General features: G+C 47.1%; 17 protein-coding genes and 1 tRNA gene. 9 read left to right on the forward strand and 9 right to left on the reverse strand.

Going from position 1 to position 21166, the window contains the following annotated elements; genetic code table 11:
- Positions 1 to 3 precede the first annotated feature (3 nt).
- Both B9N89_RS00695 and B9N89_RS00700 read right to left on the reverse strand, forming a co-directional pair.
- Entirely contained in the window at positions 4 to 1452 is a 1449-nt protein-coding gene (locus B9N89_RS00695; RefSeq protein ID WP_159455052.1) for an ATP-binding protein, read from the reverse strand.
- 56 nt (positions 1453 to 1508) lie between these two features.
- Entirely contained in the window at positions 1509 to 2210 is a 702-nt protein-coding gene (locus tag B9N89_RS00700; RefSeq protein WP_132314726.1) for a response regulator transcription factor, read from the reverse strand.
- 168 nt (positions 2211 to 2378) lie between these two features.
- On the opposite strand from B9N89_RS00700, the gene B9N89_RS00705 reads away from it, so the two are divergent.
- From B9N89_RS00705 to B9N89_RS00730, 6 genes are all read left to right on the forward strand, one after another.
- Positions 2379 to 4220, forward strand: coding sequence for a M3 family oligoendopeptidase (locus B9N89_RS00705; RefSeq protein WP_132314725.1), 1842 nt, complete (start codon positions 2379 to 2381; stop codon positions 4218 to 4220).
- Between the two features lie 314 nt (positions 4221 to 4534).
- On the forward strand, positions 4535 to 5365 hold the full coding sequence (locus B9N89_RS00710) for a hypothetical protein (protein ID WP_132314724.1): 831 nt from the start codon (positions 4535 to 4537) through the stop codon (positions 5363 to 5365).
- 62 nt (positions 5366 to 5427) lie between these two features.
- Positions 5428 to 6654 carry a transporter gene (locus B9N89_RS00715; RefSeq protein WP_132314723.1) on the forward strand — a complete coding sequence of 409 codons (1227 nt, stop codon included), beginning with the start codon at positions 5428 to 5430 and terminating at the stop codon, positions 6652 to 6654.
- 11 nt (positions 6655 to 6665) lie between these two features.
- The gene (locus B9N89_RS00720; RefSeq protein WP_132314722.1) at positions 6666 to 8603 is read left to right on the forward strand and encodes a hypothetical protein; all 1938 of its coding nucleotides are present in this window, start codon (positions 6666 to 6668) and stop codon (positions 8601 to 8603) included.
- Positions 8604 to 8711: 108 nt separating this feature from the next.
- Positions 8712 to 9698, forward strand: a complete 987-nt coding sequence (locus B9N89_RS00725) for a CPBP family intramembrane glutamic endopeptidase (protein ID WP_132314721.1) — start codon at positions 8712 to 8714, stop codon at positions 9696 to 9698.
- A 111-nt stretch (positions 9699 to 9809) separates the two neighbouring features.
- The gene (locus B9N89_RS00730) at positions 9810 to 10808 is read left to right on the forward strand and encodes a 3-oxoacyl-ACP synthase III family protein (RefSeq protein ID WP_132314720.1); all 999 of its coding nucleotides are present in this window, start codon (positions 9810 to 9812) and stop codon (positions 10806 to 10808) included.
- 99 nt (positions 10809 to 10907) lie between these two features.
- Here the strand turns inward: B9N89_RS00730 and B9N89_RS00735 are convergent, their stop codons facing one another.
- The 3 genes from B9N89_RS00735 to B9N89_RS00745 form a co-directional block, all read right to left on the reverse strand.
- On the reverse strand, positions 10908 to 11234 hold the full coding sequence (locus B9N89_RS00735) for a DUF5679 domain-containing protein (RefSeq protein ID WP_132314719.1): 327 nt from the start codon (positions 11232 to 11234) through the stop codon (positions 10908 to 10910).
- 179 nt (positions 11235 to 11413) lie between these two features.
- Positions 11414 to 11489: transfer RNA gene (locus B9N89_RS00740), tRNA-Asn, on the reverse strand.
- A 66-nt stretch (positions 11490 to 11555) separates the two neighbouring features.
- On the reverse strand, positions 11556 to 12062 hold the full coding sequence (locus B9N89_RS00745; RefSeq protein WP_132314718.1) for a response regulator: 507 nt from the start codon (positions 12060 to 12062) through the stop codon (positions 11556 to 11558).
- 130 nt (positions 12063 to 12192) lie between these two features.
- Between B9N89_RS00745 and B9N89_RS00750 the strand changes: the two genes are divergently transcribed.
- The gene (locus B9N89_RS00750) at positions 12193 to 13524 is read left to right on the forward strand and encodes a 3-dehydroquinate synthase (RefSeq protein WP_132314717.1); all 1332 of its coding nucleotides are present in this window, start codon (positions 12193 to 12195) and stop codon (positions 13522 to 13524) included.
- Here the strand turns inward: B9N89_RS00750 and murJ are convergent.
- The 4 genes from murJ to B9N89_RS00770 all read right to left on the reverse strand — a co-directional run bounded on the left by murJ (position 13513) and on the right by B9N89_RS00770 (position 18739).
- Positions 13513 to 15129, reverse strand: coding sequence for a murein biosynthesis integral membrane protein MurJ (murJ, locus tag B9N89_RS00755; protein WP_132314716.1), 1617 nt, complete (start codon positions 15127 to 15129; stop codon positions 13513 to 13515). The genes B9N89_RS00750 and murJ overlap by 12 nt on opposite strands.
- Positions 15130 to 15143: 14 nt before the next feature.
- A complete protein-coding gene (locus B9N89_RS00760) occupies positions 15144 to 15548 on the reverse strand; it encodes a hypothetical protein (protein ID WP_132314715.1) in 405 nt (134 codons plus the stop codon).
- Positions 15549 to 15950: 402 nt separating this feature from the next.
- Positions 15951 to 17768 (reverse strand): transglycosylase domain-containing protein, encoded by a 1818-nt coding sequence (locus tag B9N89_RS00765; RefSeq protein ID WP_132314714.1) that lies wholly within the window; start codon positions 17766 to 17768, stop codon positions 15951 to 15953.
- Between the two features lie 47 nt (positions 17769 to 17815).
- Positions 17816 to 18739 (reverse strand): energy transducer TonB, encoded by a 924-nt coding sequence (locus B9N89_RS00770; RefSeq protein WP_132314713.1) that lies wholly within the window; start codon positions 18737 to 18739, stop codon positions 17816 to 17818.
- A 158-nt stretch (positions 18740 to 18897) separates the two neighbouring features.
- Between B9N89_RS00770 and B9N89_RS00775 the strand changes: the two genes are divergently transcribed.
- Positions 18898 to 19671: an outer membrane protein assembly factor BamD gene (locus B9N89_RS00775; RefSeq protein WP_132314712.1), complete on the forward strand. Its 774-nt coding sequence runs from the start codon at positions 18898 to 18900 to the stop codon at positions 19669 to 19671.
- Between the two features lie 85 nt (positions 19672 to 19756).
- Entirely contained in the window at positions 19757 to 21082 is a 1326-nt protein-coding gene (locus B9N89_RS00780) for a lytic transglycosylase domain-containing protein (RefSeq protein WP_132314711.1), read from the forward strand.
- The last annotated feature ends 84 nt before the right edge of the window (positions 21083 to 21166 follow it).

A 21166-nucleotide genomic window follows, 5' to 3' on the forward strand; every position in this document is an offset into this window, starting at 1 on the left:
GTTTCAAGTCGACATTGTAGGCCGTGCTGAAGGCACCATCTCGATGGCTTTCTTCTTTTTTGATACCGCAAAGCCATCGAACTTATCACCATGGGGAATCGTTGCTCGAAAGCGTGCTCCCTCGCCTAAGGTAGATTCCACAGTAAGATTCCCGCCATGAAGTGACACAAGCGCTTTTGCGAGGCTTAGACCGATACCCACGCCTCCAGAACCGCGATTTCTGGCTGTATCCGCTCTAAAAAACGTATCGAAAATATACGGTAGAGACTCAGGCGGTATTCCCTCGCCATGATCGATGACATCGAACCGAGTGTCCCCATAGGTGGAACTTACTTTAATTTCCACCACGCCTCCTTGTGGAGAATGCTTACAAGCGTTCAATAGCAAGTTCTTCAATGCGAGAGAAAAGTAACCGGGCGACATTTCCAGTGTCTCTTTGCCCTCATTAACGATCTTCAGGTCGATTTCTTTCCGATCAAGCTCAGGCTTGATCGACTCAACCAGGCTCGTCAAGAAGCCTTCCACATGAACCGTTTCCGATTGCAAGGTTATTGATTTGCCCTGGGCTCTAGCCAAGAGCAAAAGATCTTCTACGATGGCCGACATATTCTCGGCTTCTTTCACCACTGTCCGCAGCGACTCCTGGTACTCCCCAGGACTTCTCTCGCGACGTAAGGCTAACTCGGCTTCACCTCTCATCACCGCTATAGGAGTACGAAGCTCGTGGGACACATCCCCAGAAAACCGTCTTAGCCTCATGAAAGCATCCTCAAGACGATCGATCATCTCGTTAAATGTTTTCATAAGCTCACGCATCTCATCTTGGGCTGGAGGTAACTTCAGACGCTTATCAAAATCGTTATTGATTCCAAGGCTTGCTACAGCAGTCGTTACCTGAGTGACTGGACGAAGAGACCAACGAGTCAATTGATAGCCAAACATCACGGAAATAATCAGACCAATGCTGAGAGTAATCCACAGCATTCGTTTGACACTTTTAAGAGTTTGGTTGGTTTCAGTCATGGACGAAGCCACCTGGATCAGGTGGCCAGTAAATCGATCACGCTTCATAACTGGAAGAGAAAGCTGCCTCAACACCAAGCCGGAAGGTAATATAAAGGTTTCGTAGGACTCCTGACCTTGGTCTGCTCGTGAAAGTGCATGACGAGAAACCGGCAAACGGACCCTAATGTTCCTAGTCTTAGCATGAACGGCTCCAGAGGTGTCTATGAGCTGAGCGTAGGCTTTGATCTGCCCCTTCTGATTCCCAAAAAAGTCATCGAATAGACTCTCCCAGTAGCGCGAGCCTTTGAAGGGTGATCGCTTTGCAGTTATATTCTCATCCCGGATATTCTTTGCCGAAGTCATCAACGTGGCATCGAGAGATTGCATGATGTTATCTTCAACCACCCGATACACACCGATACCAATCCCAATAAAAATCAGGGCCATCCAAATTGCGTGTCCGAAGGATAGCCTAGCTCGAATTGGGATGTGGTCCAATAGCATCAACTTTTGCTGACCTCAATACCTTGATCGGCGTCGACATCAAACATATAGCCATGGCCGCGCATGGTCTTGATAAAGTTTGACCCCCAAGCCTTGTCAACCTTGTTACGCAGGTACCCAACGTAAACATCAACGACGTTAGAGGTCGGCTCAAAGTTCATATCCCAAACATGCTCCGATAGCTGGGTTCGGCTCAGTACAACCCCTGCATTACGACCAAAATATTCCATCAGAGCGTACTCTTTGGCAGTTAGCTCAATGGCCTTTCCATCACGAGTTACCTGCTTCTTCGCCGGATCGATGCGAATGGGCCCGATCTCAAGAATTGAAGATGTCACACCGCTGTTGCGACGAAGCAACGCCCTAATCCGAGCTAGTAATTCATCCAGAGAGAAAGGTTTGGTAATGTAGTCATCACCACCAATATCCAAGCCTTTGACCACATCGTCTTTCGAGTCTTTGGCTGTCAGGAATAAAACAGGGGTTTGAATACCACCATCCCGCAAGTTTTTAAGAACGGTAACACCATCTTTTATCGGTAGCATCACATCTAAGACAATAACATCATAGGGATTCTCAAACGCTAGCCACTCAGCCTCTTGGCCATCTTGTGCAAGATCTACGGCATAGGATTCTTCTCTTAACGCCCTAACCAAAAGGCTCGAAAGTGCCGGATCGTCTTCTACTACTAATAATCTCACGATTTTATCTCCTTTGCCTGATTCGACAAAAACCAAGCTAATATAGCATAGATTAGATAATTTTAAGACCCAAAAATTATTTTAATTTGGCCATTAAAATTGGAATATTACCCTGGTAATGCTAGAGCTAGCCCAAGTACGGGGACTAAAAAAACAGGAGAGACGCCTATGGATTCACGGTCATATTCAGGCCCGAGCTGGGATAACTCACAAGAATATCATGATTTTAATGACCCTCAGATCAAGTTCGACAGCGATAAAAGCATCGAGCTGATCGAAGAGATCGAACGCTCGTCACCAAGCCTCCAAGAAGCTGTTTCAAACATGAAAGGCAATCATATCGTCGCCAGTTCCGAGCAAATTCGAACAGCGCAGAGGGTTGCTGAGAAGAGGCAGAGCGTGGTGCTGTTCTTAGGCAACCTGGGCACGTATGCCTCCTGCTCCTTGTCCGTTAACGGTGACGATGGGGACGCTAAGGCGTTGCTAGGACAAGTCCAAAGTCTTAGAGCAAGATTGGAGGCAAGCCTCAAGCCACTTCAAATATGGCAAATATTTCTGGGCAAGGATCAACTTGAAGAATACCTCAAGCACCCCATCGTCAAGGACGATGAATTTACAATAAAGCGAGCGCGCCTGAAGCGAGAAGCACTTCTTAGCCTCGACCAAGAGGCCCTCATCAAGACTTTAGAAGTGAACGGTCCCACTGCCTTTGGGAATCTCTACGATGATCTATCATCAACAATCGGCTGTAAGTTGGAAATAGATGGCACTACGAAGACCCTCGGACTCGCCCAAGCTTCTGCCCTTCTTGAAGACTCGAATCGTGAACTTCGTCATAAAGCCTATCGAGCTATTGAAGATGCCTGGCGTTCGGTAGCTGTGCCATGTGCCGCAAGCCTCAACGCTCTAGCAGGCTGGCGTTTGACCCTATCTGAAAAACGTAGAAAACACTTTCTTGATGAGCCACTTTTTGACAACTGTATCACGCCAGCGACGCTCGATACCATGATGCAAACCATTCAGGACCGAAAATCTACTGGCCAGAACGCTGTTGCCACCCAAGCTCGCATCTTGAAAATCAAGGACTACAGTCCCTGGGATCTCTTTGCACCGTTCCCAAGTGACAGCAGTCAGGACTCTCGACTTACGTTTGATGAGGCCATCGAGTTAATCAAAGATGCCTTTCGCACCGTACACCCAAGTATGGCCGATTTTGTTCAGCAGATGATAAACGAACACTGGATTGAGGGCACTACAGGAAGCAAGAAGCGTCCGGGAGCATACTGCACAAAATTTCCTAAATCTCGCACTCCCCGAGTATATATGACCTACACAGGAGGAATGAAAGACGTCATCACATTGGCTCATGAGCTTGGCCATGCTTTTCACAATTGGGTTATGCGCGATATTCCGATGGCTAAAACGCGCTATCCCATGACCCTAGCTGAAACAGCAAGCATACTTGCCCAAACAGTGGTCAACGAATTCCTCATGGAGCGAGCCAAGTCTGACCAAGACAAACTTTCTGGTCTTTGGACGGATAGTCGTGATGCCGAAGCATTTTTACTGAATATTCCTTGCCGCTATCAATTTGAATACAAATTTTACGAGCGTCGCCCCGAAGGGTCACTTACGGCCTTCGACTTTGAAGAACTTATGAATCAGTCTTGGAATGACTGGTATGGTGATACTCTGAGTGAAGGCAATAAGATGTTTTGGGCTTCGAAGCTGCACTTTCACATTTCAAGCCTTAGCTTCTATAACTTTCCATACTCTTTCGGCTACCTTTTTAGCCTAGGAGTTTATGCACGGCGGGCTGCAATGGGTCAGGACTTTTTTGAATCCTATGTAAAATTACTCAGAGAAACAGGCGAGATGACTGCTGAGCAATTGGCCCGCAAGCATTTGAGTGTAGACCTAGAAGACAAACAGTTCTGGGATCAAAGCATTGATATTGTCAGTAATAAAATGGATCAATTTAGTTCCTTATCAAAGTCCCTCGGTTATTAGAAAAACTTACATAGGGACTGTTTGTGAAAATGCGAATCAAAGAAATCTTCCATCCGATTAAAAAATAATAAACCGCAAGAGGGTCGTTTTTATAACGACCCGACCTACTTAAGTTTCAAGTTTGTAGTTCTAGAGCGTTTTTTATCAATTCAGCCTGCTCAAATCTTTTTCACATCATCTTCGACATAACGATTTTTACGAGTGTTTTTGGTCATTTGTTCAAAGCTCTCCAGTTGACAAAGTCTTTCTTCAAACTGTAGTTTGGCAAAAGTTTTAAAGGACAATCGAAGAAATATTTTTAGAGGGGATCTATCATGATTCGATACGCACTTGGTGTATTGGCAACGACTGTTAGTCTTGGAGCTGTAGCTGATGAGGCCCAGTTCAAAACTGCTGATGACCTATTTGCTCTTAGAGAAGGAAGTGTAGAAAATACACAGGCTGCAAGACAAAAATACCTTGAGATCGCTGATAGCGGTGTAAAAGGCGCAGATCTTGTACGCGCTATTGTTGGTGCAGCACGAACCCTTATCTACGAAGGCGAAGCTCTTACCGGCATGACTTCCGATGACGATGTTCAGACTCGCCGAGCATTGTTCAAGGATTGCTTCGACAACGTAACTCAAAAAATCAACCCAGCAAATCTAGGCTATGCATCACCAGCCTACTACTACTTCACTGCGTCCTGCATGGGTTACTACGCCCAGGTATCAGGCACCCTGGAGAACCTAGCAAACGTTAAAAGACTTAATGACACGCTCAATGCTGGCTATGAAACCCAAGGCGGTAACAGCTACGAGGGCGGTGGCCTTAATCGCGTAAAAGCTGCTGTAACCAGCAACCCCAAAGCGAAGCCTATTCCTGGTGGACTATACAATCCAGAAGCAGCGCTTGTTTTGATTAACGATGCTATCGCCAGCGAAGCTTATCCTGGCAACTACGAAGGAACTCTATTCTGCGAAAACTATCGCCGTAAAGTAGATGTTCTTGTCGAGCTTGAGAGACCTGCTGACGCTAAAGCAACTGCAGACCAAGCTGTTGAAGAATTTGAGTTCCTTCTGGAGCTTGAGGAAGTGCCTGCTGTGCTTGTAGCTGAAACAAAGCATTGTGTAGCGAAAATTCAGGAAAAAGCTGCCACGCTATAATTTCAAGATTTAAGTAGAAAAGAGGGGGAGCAATCCCCCTTTTTTTGTCAAGGGGGATCGCAATGAAACGAATCACAGTCATGTGTCTGGCTATGTGGGTTACAAGCCCTATTGTCCAAGCCTTTGAAAGCACGAAGGTTCTGCCTAAGGGGATTCGAAACCTTAACTTACGAACCATCTATACCCAAACAAGCACGAAGACCAATAAAGATGGCAACATTGAGCCGCTTGCGGAGCCATTATGGAAGCCACTTCGCTTTCGGAATATTCTGTCTAGTGAAACTGGTTTAAAAAAGAAACAGCTCCAGGCTCTGATGCTCCAACAAGGCTGGTCTGAAGAGGATACAGTGGGCGATTTCTACGCCGAGCTAGAAGCTCAGATCAATGTCTGGGCACCCATATTTGCGTTTGGGGTCAGTGAGCGCGTAACACTTGCCGCCGCGCTTCCTGTCTACTCAGCAAGCACCGATATCCAGGTGGGATTTCGCACCAACGAGGGTGCCGATAATTTTATTGGCGCCCTAACAGATCCAGCCATGTCAAACAACAAGTCTGCAATTGAAGCTGCTGAAAAGCTTCAGAACGCGATTCCGAGACTCAATGAGAAGCTACTAGACAACTCTTACGATCCATTAGAAAAATGGAACGGCACCGGCATCGGTGATCTCACCCTGCTAGCAAAATACTTAGCCGTAGATGGTGAAATTTTTAAGGCTGCTCTCAGTGGTGGTGTCACAATCCCTACCGGAGATACAGAAAACCCTGATATTCTTACCGACCTTCCCTTTGGAGATGGCCAGTGGGATATTATTTCGCAGCTGACATTTGACCAGTTCATTACGTCAAATCTAATGCTTAATCAATTTTATAAGTACACCTACCAAGCACCTGGTAACAAGCCCACGCGGCTTAAAACTGGCGATGAAACTATCGAAGTTGAACTAGTCGACCTTGACTATAAGCTTGGTGACAAAGTCGATGCTGGGGTTTCCTTGCAGTATGAGCAACCTGGAACAGGGATCCAAGCTGGGCTTGGCTTACTTGCCTATCGAAAGTTTGGCGATCGGTATGAGACTGACGACCTACCAGCAAAGGATGAGCTACAGCGCGCCACAGCTCATGAAGCCAACTACTGGCAGGCAAAGCTTGGCTACTCTTCATTGGAAGCCTTTCGAAGAGGAGAGATTGCTGTGCCGTTGATGGCTAGCATAGAGTATCGAAAGCAAACCACCAGTCGTAATGTACCTCGTACTGATTTCACCCAAGTCGATATCCGACTATTTTTTTAAAGGAGGCTCCTATGAAATCCTATCTAATGCTCGGTGGAGCTATCGTCTTAGGCCTAGGTCTTAGCTCCTGCGGAAAATGGGCAAAGGCTAAGAATCAATCCGTAGATACTATAGCGGTACCTGAATATCCTAGTTTTAGGGACAATGTCTATTCTCTGACGCCGAGCCAAGAGGCTGTTGGCTATGGCGGAACCATGGTTATTCTTAACCAGGCTGTGGACCCAGGGGACCTTGCCGATCTTTTGCAAGCATCTATAGACTCTCGCAAGGCTTGGGCAGAAACCCGGCTCTTTACTGAGGAAAACGACTTCGCACTGAAATATGCAGAGGGTGGAATCTATGAAGTCGCCATTGAAGATATGAAACTAGAACTCAAAAAATTCGAGGCCGAAGCGAGAGATCGAACCGAGGAAGAGGTTCCAGACGAGACTCTAGAAATAACAGCCGACACCTGGCTCAACGAAGAGCTAGAGAGGCTCTATCCAGGGGATACTAAACAGCAGAGCGATGCCATGGCCGTTATTGGGCGGTATTGCGATGCCAAAATTTGGGAATTAGCTACCAACTCCTATTTCGCGATGAACCGCTACAGCGAACGCCCCACTCCCATGGCATTTTGTGAGCCCTTCTTCGAAAGTCAAGGCTACTTCCAAGGAGCTACCTGTGCAGATAACCCTGCTGGAAGAAACTACTTTGGCTGTATGTGGAGTCAAGGAGTTCTTAATACCTCTTTCTTCAAGGCCTATGATCAAGGAACCCAGACTAAGATCACAGCTATGGTAAATGATCCAACAAGTCTCGGGTTGATGCGCGATGTTCTCGGGCTTGAAGACTCGGCTTTCACCTTTCCCAGCCCTCTTTATAAGAGAAGAACCATTGGAGAAAACAAGGAAAATCGAGACTATTTTTCAAATATCATACTGAAGCAAGACAGTGTTGGCAGACTTTGTACCGCTAGTATTAGTGGGATTAGTGAGCTATGCTCGGTCTTTTCTTACTCTTACAATGCTGCAAGCCTAGATGCTCTGGAAATGACTCCCTTTGACTTTATGGCGATGGTTGAGGGGCGAAATATTGATCTCTCTACATTATTTCCCTTGCCAAACCGCCCTGACTCCGTGATCAGTACGAAGGACATCTTTCATTATTTTGGCTTCCGCCAGGGTCACAACAACAATGAAAGTGATCGACTCTTCCATAAACTTGTGGATGGTGAACCGACCAAGAAGCCAGTCTTTGAAGATCCCACCTTTGCGGAAAAAGGCTCAGAAATCGAGTCCATTTTTGATAGCCAACTGTATCCCAAATTAAATCCCCAAGACTTGGCTGTCTTCAATCGAAAGTCTCAGCAAATCAGTGATCTAGAGAAAGACTACAAGGCAAAAAACCAACAGTACGAAGACTATCGTCAGCAGATTACTGATACCAGTGCCAAGGCTTTTGAAGTTGGTTACAGACCCAACGTTGCCCATGCTTTCATGGAGATTCGATTAAAGGTATCAAACCGCAACGGAGTCCTAAGAGCCTACCATTGGATCAAAGACTTTGAAGATGTAGCGATCATCGCGTGCCTTGATCTTAGCACCCGCAAGCGAATCACTGAAGGCTGTACCGCCGACCCTTTAGACAAGGTTGATGCAAGCCAGTACCTTGCTGCCAAACATTTCCATGTGGATCAAGAAACTGGCAAAGTCGAGTTCGAAGTTCTTTTTAATGACCCGGCTATCATTGGGTTTGAGCTTAAAGAGCGGGTGACTGAAGAGGGTGCTATTCTTGATTCATTCAGCGACCTCACTGCCAATGACTATCAAGATCGCAGTCTTTTCTTCGAGCTCTATCCGAACCTAGTCTACGGCTATCTGGAAATTTTAACTGGCAAGGCCTTTCTTAGAGAAAATGGCCAAGACATAGAGGAAGCAGCAGTATCTCTTTGGGACCAAAACTTATAAGTGAATACCCCAATTTGAATTTCTGCAAAGCTAAGCTCATCGCTTTCCAAGCATCACGAGAAGGGATATCATCATACGATATCCCTTTTTGTCGTTTGGAGTTTCCCCATGCTTTCGCTTCTTAAAAGCCGTCCAGCCCTTGCGACCTTAGCTACTGCCACAGCCTTAGCCGGCTTGCTAACCCATCGAGTGCTTCAAGAAGATATCCCTGTTTCTACCGTACCAGCAGGCATGGGAGTGTTCTTCTGTCTCTTGCTGTGGTACTTGCTTTTGGGCTTAAAACCAATTCAAGATGCGATCAGTTCTTGGCTCAAGAAGCAGCCTCGGCACCTCTTCCTTCCGTCCTTACTCTACACAGTGGGTTATATCATCTATGGGCTTGGAACTGACTCCGGAATAGGTGACTGGTGGATCATTCTCCTCTATGGTCTACTTCCCAGCGCAGTCATGAGCACTTGTAAAGCACGACCTCAGAAAATCATATGGCAAGATATTGTCCTTATCCTTCTATTCTGGATTCCTGTAGATGCCCGCTTGGTGCAGCCCCTGTGGCCCTGGCCGAAAGGTGTTGGTGGCAACGCCTTCACAATCACCCTCGCAGTACCTTTGTTAGCGTTTTTAATGTCGTGCCAACGTCAGCTCTCAGGAGTTGGGTACTACTGGACTGTGAGTCGCAGCGAGCTAATCGAAGGCCTTAAAAACTTTGTGCTATTTATCATCGTAGCCATTCCTTTCGGCCTGCAAACCCAGTTCATCTCCTGGGCAGGGTGGAGCCTCAGCCCCGAAATGCTTTTCACATTTTTGATCACATTTCTTTGGATCGCTGTGCCTGAAGAGCTATTGTTCCGAGGGGTGATTCAGAACCTTCTGCAAAAACATTGGCAGTCGAAGACTCTCGGCCTGATCGTCGCTTCTGTAATTTTTGGCCTATCTCACCTGAATAATGGACCAGAACCAGACTGGCGTTACTTTGTCCTATCAACTATCGCTGGAATCTTTTACGGATTAACATTCAACAAAAGTCGATCCCTAGTAGCCGCAGCTCTGGTCCACACCCTCGTAGACACCGTCTGGATACACTATTTCCGCGGCTGATCTCAGGGTAAAAATTTCTGAGGCAGCGAGCCGATGTAGGGATAATCAGTTCCCTGGACGGAATTTCCATGGTACCAAGATAGATCGGAACGATTCGGAAAGGATGTCTATATGACGCAATTAAGAAAAGCGAAGATTGCAGGCACAGGCATGTATGTGCCACCTAAAGTTGTAACCAATAAAGACCTAGAAGCTGTAATGGATACCTCCGATGAGTGGATCAAACAACGATCGGGGATTGAGCAACGGCACCATGTCGAAGGCATAGGCACATCAGACTTAGCTTTTGAGGCTGCTAAGAATGCCATGACTGCAGCCAATGTTTCAGCTGAAGATATTGACCTGATACTCCTCGCGACCTTATCACCGGATCACCAATTTCCTGGATCGTCCGCAGTTCTCCAAGCCAAACTTGGCCTAAGCACCACACCATCCATGGATATAAAATGCCAGTGCTCGGGCTTTATCTACGGCCTTAATGTCGGCAAATTATTTGTTGAGAGTGGCCAGTACAATCGCGTTCTTGTGGTAGGAGCGGAAGCCCATAGCCCCGTACTAGACTTCTCAACCGAGGGGCGAGATGTCACCGTGTTATTCGGTGACGGCGCGGGTGCAGCTATCATCGAAGCCTCTGATGACGACTCGCAAATCATGCATTGCAGCCTTCATTCACAAGGTGAGTTTGCAAATCGTCTGTGGATTGAACGCCCTGGTACAGCTGGCGGTGAGTGGCTCACAGAAGCTCACAAAGCAGAACGCCAGCACTTCCCCTACATGGAAGGGCGCTATGTTTTCAAACATGCTGTCACACGACTTTCTGAAGTCATTCACGAAACTCTTGAGAAAAATGATCTGACACTCGCTGACATCGACCACTTCCTATTTCATCAGGCTAATCTTCGCATTAATGAGAAAGTTGCGGCGATGTTAGAGATACCTGAGGAGAAATGTCACAATAATATCATGAGATATGGCAACTGCTCAGCGGCATCGATTCCAATGCTGCTTGACGAGTGCGTTCGGCAAGAGAAAGTTAAAAAAGGTGACATCATTTTGATGGCCGCCTTTGGAGCTGGCTTCACCTGGGCGGGAAGCGTGATTAAGTGGTAATGCTGGGGTCGTGCACCTTGGTTCCAATGAACTCGTCAACATCGATTATCTCAGATGCTAGCGAGATATTTCAACCTCCAAAGCGCACGGCTTTCAGACCTAAAAGCGAAGACTTAGGACATACCCGAAAGCAATGCATGACATGACAAAGAATGCATAAACAGCCCATCGGCCCCACGTTGTTCCATGACTGATCTTTTTTGCTGCCACCGTCGTGGGCAGCAACGTGCGACCATTCGCAGAACCATGCTCACTTTTAATAAATGCCCAGTTGTCTTTTGCTGGAAGAAACTGGTAGTTCTCAGACAAACACACCGGGCATTGACCTCTAAGGGCCCGGGAGTTGTTAGCAAGAACAACTGAGTGCTTATTCAAAGTGTTCGTGTGGGCTTTACATTTCACACAGTACGCAGCTGGATAAGACATAAACGCTCTCCATTTCTCAACCCGCTCAGGATCAGCCAAGGTCAGAAATGCAAGTCTTATTCCACCGACCCAACCACTATCTGGCTGTAATAACTTGGATAACTAAGATTCTTTAGGCCAAAGCTTAGACAATTGTTGCTAAAATTGTAGAAAAAAATTTTCTTAAGGGAAGAAGGAGATGGCTCCTCAGGACGGGCTCGAACCGCCGACCCGGTGATTAACAGTCACCTGCTCTACCAACTGAGCTACTGAGGAATATCCGAGAGGACTCAATAGATACAGGGAAGTTTTTTTATTGTCAAGTTCTGGCACCAAAAAAATTTAGGAATTTTCGCCAAATACTTTCCGAACAACTTCTGTCATTTTTTCAGCGTCAAAAGGTTTGACTAAGTACTCGTCGCAGCCGGCAGCAAACGCTTGATGGATCGTTCCTGAATCTTGCTCGTTGCCAGTAAGTATCACGGGCACACCTTGTAAGCTTCGATGACCCTTAATCAATTGACACAGCTCCACTCCGTTCACCCAAGGGAGGTCCATGTCTAGAAAGATCATGTCAAGGCTGCCTTGCTCGATGGCTTCGGAAAGTGTTATGGCATCCTCCGCCAGCTCAACCCGGAACCTTTCCCCTTCAAGAAATCGCTTCATACCATTCCGTGTGACCTCATCCTGGTCCACCACAAGGATATGCCGTTCTCGCGCTCTCTTTTTCATATGTCGATAAGTGCTCAAGTCCACAACGGCATCCTGAGACATTTTCTTGCACTTCAACTCAATGATGGTATCCCTCAAAGATTGAGAGCCACGGGACCGAGGAGGCCTAGAGGTCATATGTACTCACCTTGCTGCGATGGTTCTTTATACAGTATCGTCAATTTGATAAGAACACTTAGTGTTCGCCTTTGATCGATCTGTTAGCAAGGGCGGATAAGAGAGAGAAATCAGGCAATAGGAAAAGCCAATGACAAACGAGTTAACCATCACTTGGGAAATGCCCGACCCACCGGCTCAGGCGAGTAAGGACCACCTCTGGGAATCGTCGCCTATGGAGAGCAGCCCTCTAGAAAAGCGCCTCTGCTGGCCTGTCGGCACCTTACAAGTGCTCCACAAAGCGTTTCGCCACGGCCTCGACCGCTTTACTCGATGGGACCTCTCTCAAGTTTCTGATGAAAGCCCCTATATCCAAGCATCTTGCATCTTCCGCCGTGGCGTGGAGCACTCAGCATCCAAAGCACAGACTCTATCGAGTTCCTATTTGATTCGTTTGGTTGACGAACAACCCCAGTTTCTGGACCAGGTCGCAATTATCGACCAGAATGTCGCAGAGGCTTGGAGTCTCAAACCTCACCCAGGCCACCTCTGGATTGCTATTGATGAATTGAGTAAGTCTCTAGATACAGTAGCCACTGTGATTGAGTTTCTTAGAAAACACACAGCAACGCCTTTGGTAGCCATCGTAGGAGGGGGAGTTCTATGTGATACTGTGGCGTTTGCCTGTGCATTAGCTGAAAGACCGTTCAACCTAATACCCACAACCCTACTATCCATGGTCGATGCCTGTGTCGGCGGCAAGACGGGAGTTAACTTTGAGCCATACGGCAAGAATCAACTGGGACGTTTTGCCTTCCCTGAAGAAGTCATGGTGTGGGCTGACTGGCTCAAAACCTTAGATCCTCGAGATTATCGATCCGGTATCGCTGAGTGTGTAAAGCATGGCCTGCTAGTAAAGCAAGCAAGTTTATTGAACTCCATTCCCACAGGAGTCTACGATCCATCACTACAGGACATCTTGATAGAGATTATTGAAGTTAAAGCCCGTGTCGTAAGCGAAGACCCATCAGAAATTGGCCGGCGTGCATCGCTCAATTTGGGGCACACCTTTGCTCACGGACTCGAGTCCCTTTCCCACAAGAACAGGCCTAAGGACTATCTTCGCCACGGGGAAGCCGTTGGAATAGGGTTAGGTTTTATGGCTGTACTCAGCCATCAGGCAGGCGTCCTAAGCCAAGATTCGCGAGATCAAGTGTTGCAGGTTTTAAAAGACCAAAAACTACTTCTTTCTCAAAAGGTTCTTGAAACTTATCTTGGGTTAGGGGACCTAAGAAGCCAAGAGTCCAGGACCCAAATTTACGGTAAACTAACCCAAGATAAGAAGAATAAAGATGGTGCCATTCACTGGATCCTCCTAGAGGAACTCGGAAGTGTCTACCAAAAGGATGGTCAGTTCACGTGCTCTGTGTCCCGGTCGACTTTTGAAACGGCGTTCGACCAGTTTGTTGCCCTACTGCCTTAAGCCTTTCATTTGCCTTATAAGGCTCGACCAAGGGACTCCTAAGAGGGTCTTTGCTAGACTCGCAAATACGAGGGCCACCACGATGCCATTGGCAAGCAACGAAATGATTTTGCCGACTTTACCAAGGGGCAGTATGTAGGGCTGGAGCGCAAACTGACTAAGCCCCCATTGAACACCGATTGCTAAAATCGTGGCCAACATAAACCAAATAAGCCAGCGAAGGTTGCGCTTGTGACTCATCATGTGTCGATAAGGTAGCAGGCCTAATAGAAGAAAGGTTGCATTCAAGCTCAACGTAATGGAGCTTGTCGCTGCTAACCCTACGTGCTCAAATCGCTCCACAAGGAGGTAGTTACCAAGAAAGTTAAAGGCGATGCCAAGCAATGCCGTTTTCATTGCATAACTGGTGCGCTCAACCGCGTAGTAAAACGATGTCAGAACTTTTATCAAGCCATAGGCCAAAATACCAAACGAATAGGCGAATAAGGCGTCGCTCGTCTGCTGAACATCAAACGCACTAAAAGCCCCGTATCGGAAAAGTAAATCCACGATTTCCTGGCGGTTCACGAGCAGAAATGCAAAGCAGGCCAGCATCAGAAAGCCCACCATTCCTGTGCCTTGTTCCAACTGCTCCATGACATCAGGACCAACCTCTTGGTTGTTCTGTGCGATCTTGCGACTCAAACTTGGTAATACTGCAACCCCAATAGCTACCCCAAATAGGCCAATCGGCAGCTGTAGAAGGCGGAAGGCGAAGTTCAACCATGAGACAGCCCCCTCACCTAGAGACGTCGCAAAGTTAGTATTGATAAAAACATTGATTGGTCCTGCTCCGGCGGCGATCGAAGCCGGAATCATCAAGCTAACCACAGCTTTTAAATCTGGACTCCAGGGGAACTTTGCGAGGATCGCAGTTCGAAAGCCTTGAAAGCGCTCCCGACAACCCCAAGCCTGAACCACTAGTTGCGTGAAACCACCAAGCATGACTCCCACAGCCAAGCCCACGATTTCTGGATCACCAAAACTGTCTCTCAACCATGGCAGGTCCCAACCTTGAAACCATCGGGCCAAAAGCAAAGCTCCTAGAATATATCCTAGGTTCAAGCTGATGGAAGAAGCAGCACTGATGAAAAAGGACCCTTTTTGATGAAGTGCCCCCATGATGATGGAACTCAGCATCGCGAGCCCCAAAAAAGGAAAGACCAAACGTGTTAGTCCCGTCGCATTCGTTACCAGAGCATCCCGATAGCTTGGGTCTACATCAAGGGTGAGAGCTTGCACCAGCCAAGGAGCCAAGAGAACCCCAAGAGAACAGAACACTGTGGACACTAGGGTAAAAAGATAGAGCCCTTGAATAAGTAGGTCCCGCGCTCGCCCTTCATCCTGCTCCGATATCTGGCTGTAAACCTTGGTGAACGAGCTTCCCAAAGCCCCTTCGGCTAGCATCTCACGAAACAAGTTGGGAATTCTAAATGCTATAAGAAAGGCATCAAGAAGAACGGAAGCGCCAAAAACTCCTCCAAGAACTGACTCTCGGAGGAGACCACTAATTCGGCTTAGAAAAGTTCCAAGCGCGAATAACAAACTCGATTTTGCAAGGGACAATGCACACCTACGATCTAAATAACACTTTCCAGATCTCGACGCACATTAAGATACTCTAATTCCAAGTCTTGAACAATCACTTCAGCCTGCTCGAAGTCTTTGTAACGAGCGACACTCTGCAGTTCAAAGGCTGATTTGAGCATGCCCGCTGCCCCAACTCGCAATGCGTGGGTCGAAAGCTCCAAGGCTGCTTGCTCTAGGTCTTGATTATTCTGTGTGGTTAAATACTGGCGAGCGTTTTTCAATGAATGCAAAATCTTTTGCGAGTACTCCTCAATCGCAGATTGAAAGTCGAGACCACTGCTCGGATCGCTGATCTGCTTCAACATGTCGAGCATGTTTCGATCGATCGATGTACTCCGCTTCGAAGAGAAACCCTGGGCTATCTGAGGACTCAAAACCTTGGTTGATTTCATCATTTGATCGACTCCCAACTAGGACGAATTGCCATATTTTGTCATATCTATTGTTATACTGAAGATCGGATATTTTGAAGGGAAATTATTGTAATCGCTAAGTTTTTTTTCGTCATGTAGTAAGTTTACACATACTAAAAAAGGAGATAGGCAGCAGTTGGAAAACATCTTTACAAGCAACAACACAACAACAAAAGGAGCACACTTCAACAACACGAGGGATACACAATGACAGCAATCACCAGGACTTAAAGTCTTGGCGCCCAACTGCCCCTAACTCCGCTTAACATAGAGCAACCTATGTACCAGTTTGATCGATAATTTAATTATAAATAAAGTTAGCTATTTAGTTCAAGCCAGAGAACTGAATAAATTGTTTACACACTGTCTAGATGTCAAAAAAAGTTACAACGAGCTTCGATGTCGCTCTCTACCAAAAGCCTTACTACGAGCGATTTGTGGTAAAAATACATCATTATCCTTGGAGCTTAGTTCCCGACTCCAGAAAAAATGTAGCCCTTCTTTAGATGAATCCTCCCCAAATGACTCACCTGTTATGATTTTTGACAATTCTCGATGGGCAGACGTTAAAACCTCTCGAAACAGATCAGGGCTATGCCCCCCCTGCCCAGAGTCAACTCCAACCCATAGCCCCAGCAGGAAACGCTTCCCCAACAAGAGCAACCATGCGTTCTGCCGATCGTCGGTGATCGCTGCAATTGCAGGAGTAGGAGCGCCCTTTAACCAAGCAGGCGAGCTCATAGCGATATATCTTTTAAAGAGCTTGGCCCGTTGATTGCCATAAATGGCGACCGAGCGATGGCGCTTTTGAAAAACCTGACTTGAATCATATGCAATCTGACGAATAAGATACGGTCTTCTGTATTGCCCGGTTCTAAAGGCAGAAAAATAGCTAAGAACCTCTTCCAGACTAAGGGCTTGGAAACCAAGAACAAAACTCCAATCGGCTAGTCTGTGAGGCCACTTGAGTCTGAGTAATTCTTGCCTGAGAGTTCCTAGACCCACTTGACTCAACGCCGCCCCAGCTTCAAAAGGCAACTGGCCTTGCTCGACCTGCCACGAGTCAAATGAACTTGCGTTGGAAAAGGGAAACGAAATATTGAACTTTAGCCCTATACCTCTTAAAAGAGGAAGCATGAGGCCTCCTACTGCCCTTCTACTCTGATAACTGCGATTGAATTGGGACTGGTTATAGCTCCGGCTTCCAAGAACAGCGAGAGTTTCGCTAGTCTTGGAGTCTAGTACCATACAGGCAAATTCCAGATCAGGCGGTTGCCCTTTACTGATCCTCTTTAGCCTCGAAAATAGCTCTTCCTGCAATGACCTATCAATTGTCGTTTGAATGGTAAGCGACCTGTCCTGGCCTGAATCAAACCCTAGCCTACTCCCTTGCAAGACAGCCCAGTCTACGGAAAAACCATGGGTCTGCCAACGAGCTTGGAGCGACTGAACTCTTGGGGCTTCGGCCAGGGCTTGATGATAATCCTCCTGCTTGATCCACTCATCTTCAAGCATCCGCCTAAGAACGTAGCGCTGCCGATCGATAGCCCGACGATAGGATCGTTCATCGTCTAGAGCATAGCGAGCTGGCGCTTTTACAATAGCTGCTAGCAAGGCAGATTCTGCTATGGAAAGGTCTTTAGCTGGCTTTCCAAAGTAGCCTTGGGCCGCTGCACCTAGACCATGAAAACCTGAACCAAAATATATTCGGTCAAGGTAGAGCGAAAGGATTGATGGTTTATCGAGCTGTCTTTCTAAAAAGATCGCCATAACGATTTCAGAAACTTTGCGAGATAGGGTTTTTTCGCGTCGCTCTATTATATTCCGAACCAACTGCTGCGTGATGGTAGATCCCCCCTGTTTGAACCGCATCGCCATGAGATTAACCCATGCGGAGCGCAGCATACCCCTCCAGGAAAATCCATGATGCTCGTAGAAGTATCGATCTTCGGCACTAATAAACGCAGCAGGAACATGAAGAGGTAGTTCTTTCAGAGACGGAGCTCGATGCCTCCTTAGCCCCCGATGCCCCAGGATCTCATCATTGCGATCTAAAACTAAAACACCATACTTAGGCTCTAAGGAGAACGCCTTCTGTAGAGACAAGTCCGATTTCCATAGACGATACCCCCAGCTCACACACAAAACAGGAATGATGATAGCTAGCGAAATCAGTGCAACGATGGTCAATCGAGTTGTCATATCCCCATATTACCACATAGGAGATGGGATACATTTGAACGGCTTGACTAGAAGGCTCCGAAACCACGAAGCCTGTAGAAGAATGAATATACAATGGTGAGCTTTTCTTTCCCAAAGCCATCCGGCAAAGGTGCATAAGGCGAGGAGAGCTTAACCGCATCGAGAACCGCATCATCGAGTATGTCATGACCTGAGGTTTCCAAAACTTTGACCCGCTCTAGCTGGCCATCTTTGGCAATCGTAAATTCTACTTTAACCTCGCCTTGCAAGCCCCGTCGGACTGCTTCTGACGGGTAGACCCAGGTCTGGCTAAACCCCTTGCGAAGGCCTGTAAAATAACCGATAAAGCGATACTTTGATGTCGTCAAATCAATACGATCGCCGATGTCCAACTCTTCATCGATATAATCCTGATACCCAGCTTCTCGGGCCGCTACTAAGTCCTGGGCCTTTGGTAGAAGGGATTGGTAACGGCTGTCTTTTCCATTTGGCTTTGGTAACCCTGCCCCCACACCGTATCTTGGCGCCATCTCTTTCTTGCCAACCACCTTGTCTGCAGGCTGTTGCTTGCTGGCAGAGGTCGCTTTCTTCGCACTACCACCCTGCCCGACCTCCTGGTCGTTGATCGAACTTGGCCGAGATGTCTTAGTTTCTTTCTTGGCGATGTGATCTTGGTTACTTAGATATTTCGCATCTTTAGGCTTGGCCGTTTCGGCCTGTTTGGTCTCGATAATTTTTTTCTTAGGCAAAGTAGAGTCTGGCGCAGGCTTGGGCACCACGCGGATTTTCACTTTCGAATCCTGTTTTGGCTGCTGTGCGAGCCGTTTTCCTTTGACAGAGCCAGCGAAATTGGAGACGTTAACATACGAGAAAAGGTGCAAAAGTGCCGAGATGACGAGGGTTATCAAAAACCACTTACGATTGGGACGTGGAATCCCATTGAAGCTGACTGTTTGTTCTTTGTATGTCATTTCTATCCACTTTGTAGGATTCAGAAGCTGACAAATCAATCATCAACTTGTAATACTCTCGGATACCGAATGCGCTTTTTAGACTGTTTTCGAGGGAGCCGAAACCACCAATTTCTTAAACTATATCGGAAATAAAACTGGAATTTGAAGGGTACAATATGGAAATGCTACATTATTCTCTGAAGCGGGTTTTTATCATCCTGTTTTTACTAATTTTTTCTCAAGCCTGCCAAGAGAAGAGTTTTAACCCTCAGGATCCAGCAGATGTCTTTGCACGAGCCTCTGAGCCTTATGAAGACGGTCTATATGACATCGCTTTACAGAAGCTCGGCGAGTTTCGGTCACGTTTCCCGTATTCAAAGCACACCACGCAGGCTGAACTTATGATGGCAAATTGTCACTACGAATTAGGCAATTATCAGGAAGCCGCTTTCGCCTACGAACAATTTGTCAAGCTTCACCCGCGCCACCCCAAAGTTGACTTTGCCCTGTACCGGGTGGGTGAGTCCTATTGGATCGAAGCACCCGAGGATATCGACCGAGAACAAGACTTCACACAGAAAGCACTGACCGAATGGGAAACCTTGGTCAATCGATTTCCAAATAGCCAGTATAGCACAGATGCGAAATCAAAGATCAAGCTAGGTAAGAAGAGAATTGCTGATAGCCAAGTCTTCGTGATGAATTTTTACTGCAAGCAGGAGCGCTTTCATTCTTGCGCATACAAGGCCCTGATAATACTTGATAAATACAAGGATTTCACCGATATCCGCAAACAGGCACTCAAGCAAGCTGCCCGATCATTCGCTAAACTTGCTAACCAGAAAGCCGAAGACCCCGAAAGCGACAAGAACGTTTACGTTCGCTCCATGAGCCTAAAAGAACTTCAGGACAAGGCTGCGACCTTCAAACGCCTCTCCGAAGCGAGTTGAACGCTAACGACCAAACCTTGATTTGTCGCGACTAGGCCCGTTACTTTATAATGACTGCATCAGGTGTTGATTTTAGGAGATAGTCTTGCTCAAACGAACCCTACTCATGACCTCTTTCTTGGGTGCTTCGTGTACCACGCCATCTTCCAAAATTGTGAACCTCCCCGCTGGGCAGCAATCCGCCGCCCTACCCAGCCCAGAGCCGTTTGTCCCTGAGCCTCCCAAGGAGCGTGACCAGAGATTCTGTACCGACAGCATCTATGGCCAATACCTTAAGAAGCACTACCGTGCTGCGGCTTCGAAAGAACTCAGATCCATTCGTGGCTGGCGTCAGCGTCGGCAGTTCAAACGAAAGATCAAACACGAAGTCCGTCACCACGCAAAAATAGCCCTTGACCACTCTGAAGGAGTTGTGACCTCCGAGAGCTTCCCAGTGGTGCGGAACCCTAAAGTCGATCGCTGGATTCATTACTTTGAAAATGAAGGCCGATCTACATTTATGAAGTGGCTCGTCCGAAGTGAGAATTTTAAGGGCATTCTCCTACCTCTTCTCAAAGAAGACGGCATGCCTCAAGAGCTGCTGTTTTTAGCCATGATTGAGTCGGGCTTTAACAATCGCGCCTACAGCAGGGCGCGAGCCACAGGGACTTGGCAATTTATGAGCGGTACCGCGAGGATTTACGGCCTCAGGGTGAACTACTGGCTTGATGAGCGTCGCGACCCTGTGAAGTCTACCGTTGCAGCAGCCAAGTACCTCAAGGATCTCTATACAGACTTCGGTGACTGGTACTTAGCTATCGCGTCTTACAATGCTGGTCCCGGCCGAATCAATCGGGCTATTCGTCGACTCAAGACACGAGATTTTTGGACCATTGCAGAATCAAGATACATTCGATCTGAGACCAAAAACTACGTTCCCAAAATGCTAGCGGCTCTAAATATAGCTCGAAACCCGCAAAAGTATGGCTTCTATTACATCCCGTCAGCCAATGACTACACACCCCGAGCTTCCGTAACGGTTGATCGCCCTGTAAAGCTCAGCGACGTGGCCCAAAAGCTTAATATTCCAGCAAAGTACCTTCAAAGGTGGAACCCGGAATTGATTAAAGGTATTACCCCACCCCTTCATCGCATCGATGGGCAGCCCTACAGAATCAGAATTCCAGAGAATTATGTTCAGCAGTTCGAGGCCATCAAACCAACTCTGGCATTCCTTGAAATCAAGGATGTCAAAATGCATCGAATTCGCCGTGGAGAAACTCTGACTCACATCGCAAGGCGCTACAAAGTACCTCTACGAAAAATTATGAAGATGAACCCCAACCTATCCCCACGACGTCTCCGCCCTGGCAAGAAGATTGCTATCCCCATTCCTGCAATTATCACCAGGTCGAAGCCTAAAACAGTTTGATTGAGTTGCATAAGCTAGTTTTCTCTTGGGCAGGGACGATAATTTAGATACTTTCACCCTCGAAGCATTTATAGACAGCTTGAG

This window comes from Pseudobacteriovorax antillogorgiicola (assembly GCF_900177345.1).
Taxonomy (GTDB): Bacteria; Bdellovibrionota_B; Oligoflexia; order Oligoflexales; family Oligoflexaceae; genus Pseudobacteriovorax; species Pseudobacteriovorax antillogorgiicola.

What these genes read in the sequence shown, in the direction of transcription:
- B9N89_RS00745 (WP_132314718.1), bottom strand. Translation starts at nt 12,062, where the DNA reads ATGACCTCTAGGCCTCCTCGGTCCCGTGGCTCTCAATCTTTGAGGGAT.
- B9N89_RS00775 (WP_132314712.1), top strand. Translation starts at nt 18,898, where the DNA reads ATGGAAATGCTACATTATTCTCTGAAGCGGGTTTTTATCATCCTGTTT.
- B9N89_RS00725 (WP_132314721.1), top strand. Translation starts at nt 8,712, where the DNA reads ATGCTTTCGCTTCTTAAAAGCCGTCCAGCCCTTGCGACCTTAGCTACT.
- B9N89_RS00760 (WP_132314715.1), bottom strand. Translation starts at nt 15,548, where the DNA reads ATGATGAAATCAACCAAGGTTTTGAGTCCTCAGATAGCCCAGGGTTTC.
- B9N89_RS00715 (WP_132314723.1), top strand. Translation starts at nt 5,428, where the DNA reads ATGAAACGAATCACAGTCATGTGTCTGGCTATGTGGGTTACAAGCCCT.
- B9N89_RS00730 (WP_132314720.1), top strand. Translation starts at nt 9,810, where the DNA reads ATGACGCAATTAAGAAAAGCGAAGATTGCAGGCACAGGCATGTATGTG.
- B9N89_RS00710 (WP_132314724.1), top strand. Translation starts at nt 4,535, where the DNA reads ATGATTCGATACGCACTTGGTGTATTGGCAACGACTGTTAGTCTTGGA.
- B9N89_RS00770 (WP_132314713.1), bottom strand. Translation starts at nt 18,739, where the DNA reads ATGACATACAAAGAACAAACAGTCAGCTTCAATGGGATTCCACGTCCC.
- B9N89_RS00695 (WP_159455052.1), bottom strand. Translation starts at nt 1,452, where the DNA reads ATGGCCCTGATTTTTATTGGGATTGGTATCGGTGTGTATCGGGTGGTT.
- B9N89_RS00735 (WP_132314719.1), bottom strand. Translation starts at nt 11,234, where the DNA reads ATGTCTTATCCAGCTGCGTACTGTGTGAAATGTAAAGCCCACACGAAC.
- B9N89_RS00750 (WP_132314717.1), top strand. Translation starts at nt 12,193, where the DNA reads ATGACAAACGAGTTAACCATCACTTGGGAAATGCCCGACCCACCGGCT.
- B9N89_RS00765 (WP_132314714.1), bottom strand. Translation starts at nt 17,768, where the DNA reads ATGACAACTCGATTGACCATCGTTGCACTGATTTCGCTAGCTATCATC.
- B9N89_RS00705 (WP_132314725.1), top strand. Translation starts at nt 2,379, where the DNA reads ATGGATTCACGGTCATATTCAGGCCCGAGCTGGGATAACTCACAAGAA.
- B9N89_RS00720 (WP_132314722.1), top strand. Translation starts at nt 6,666, where the DNA reads ATGAAATCCTATCTAATGCTCGGTGGAGCTATCGTCTTAGGCCTAGGT.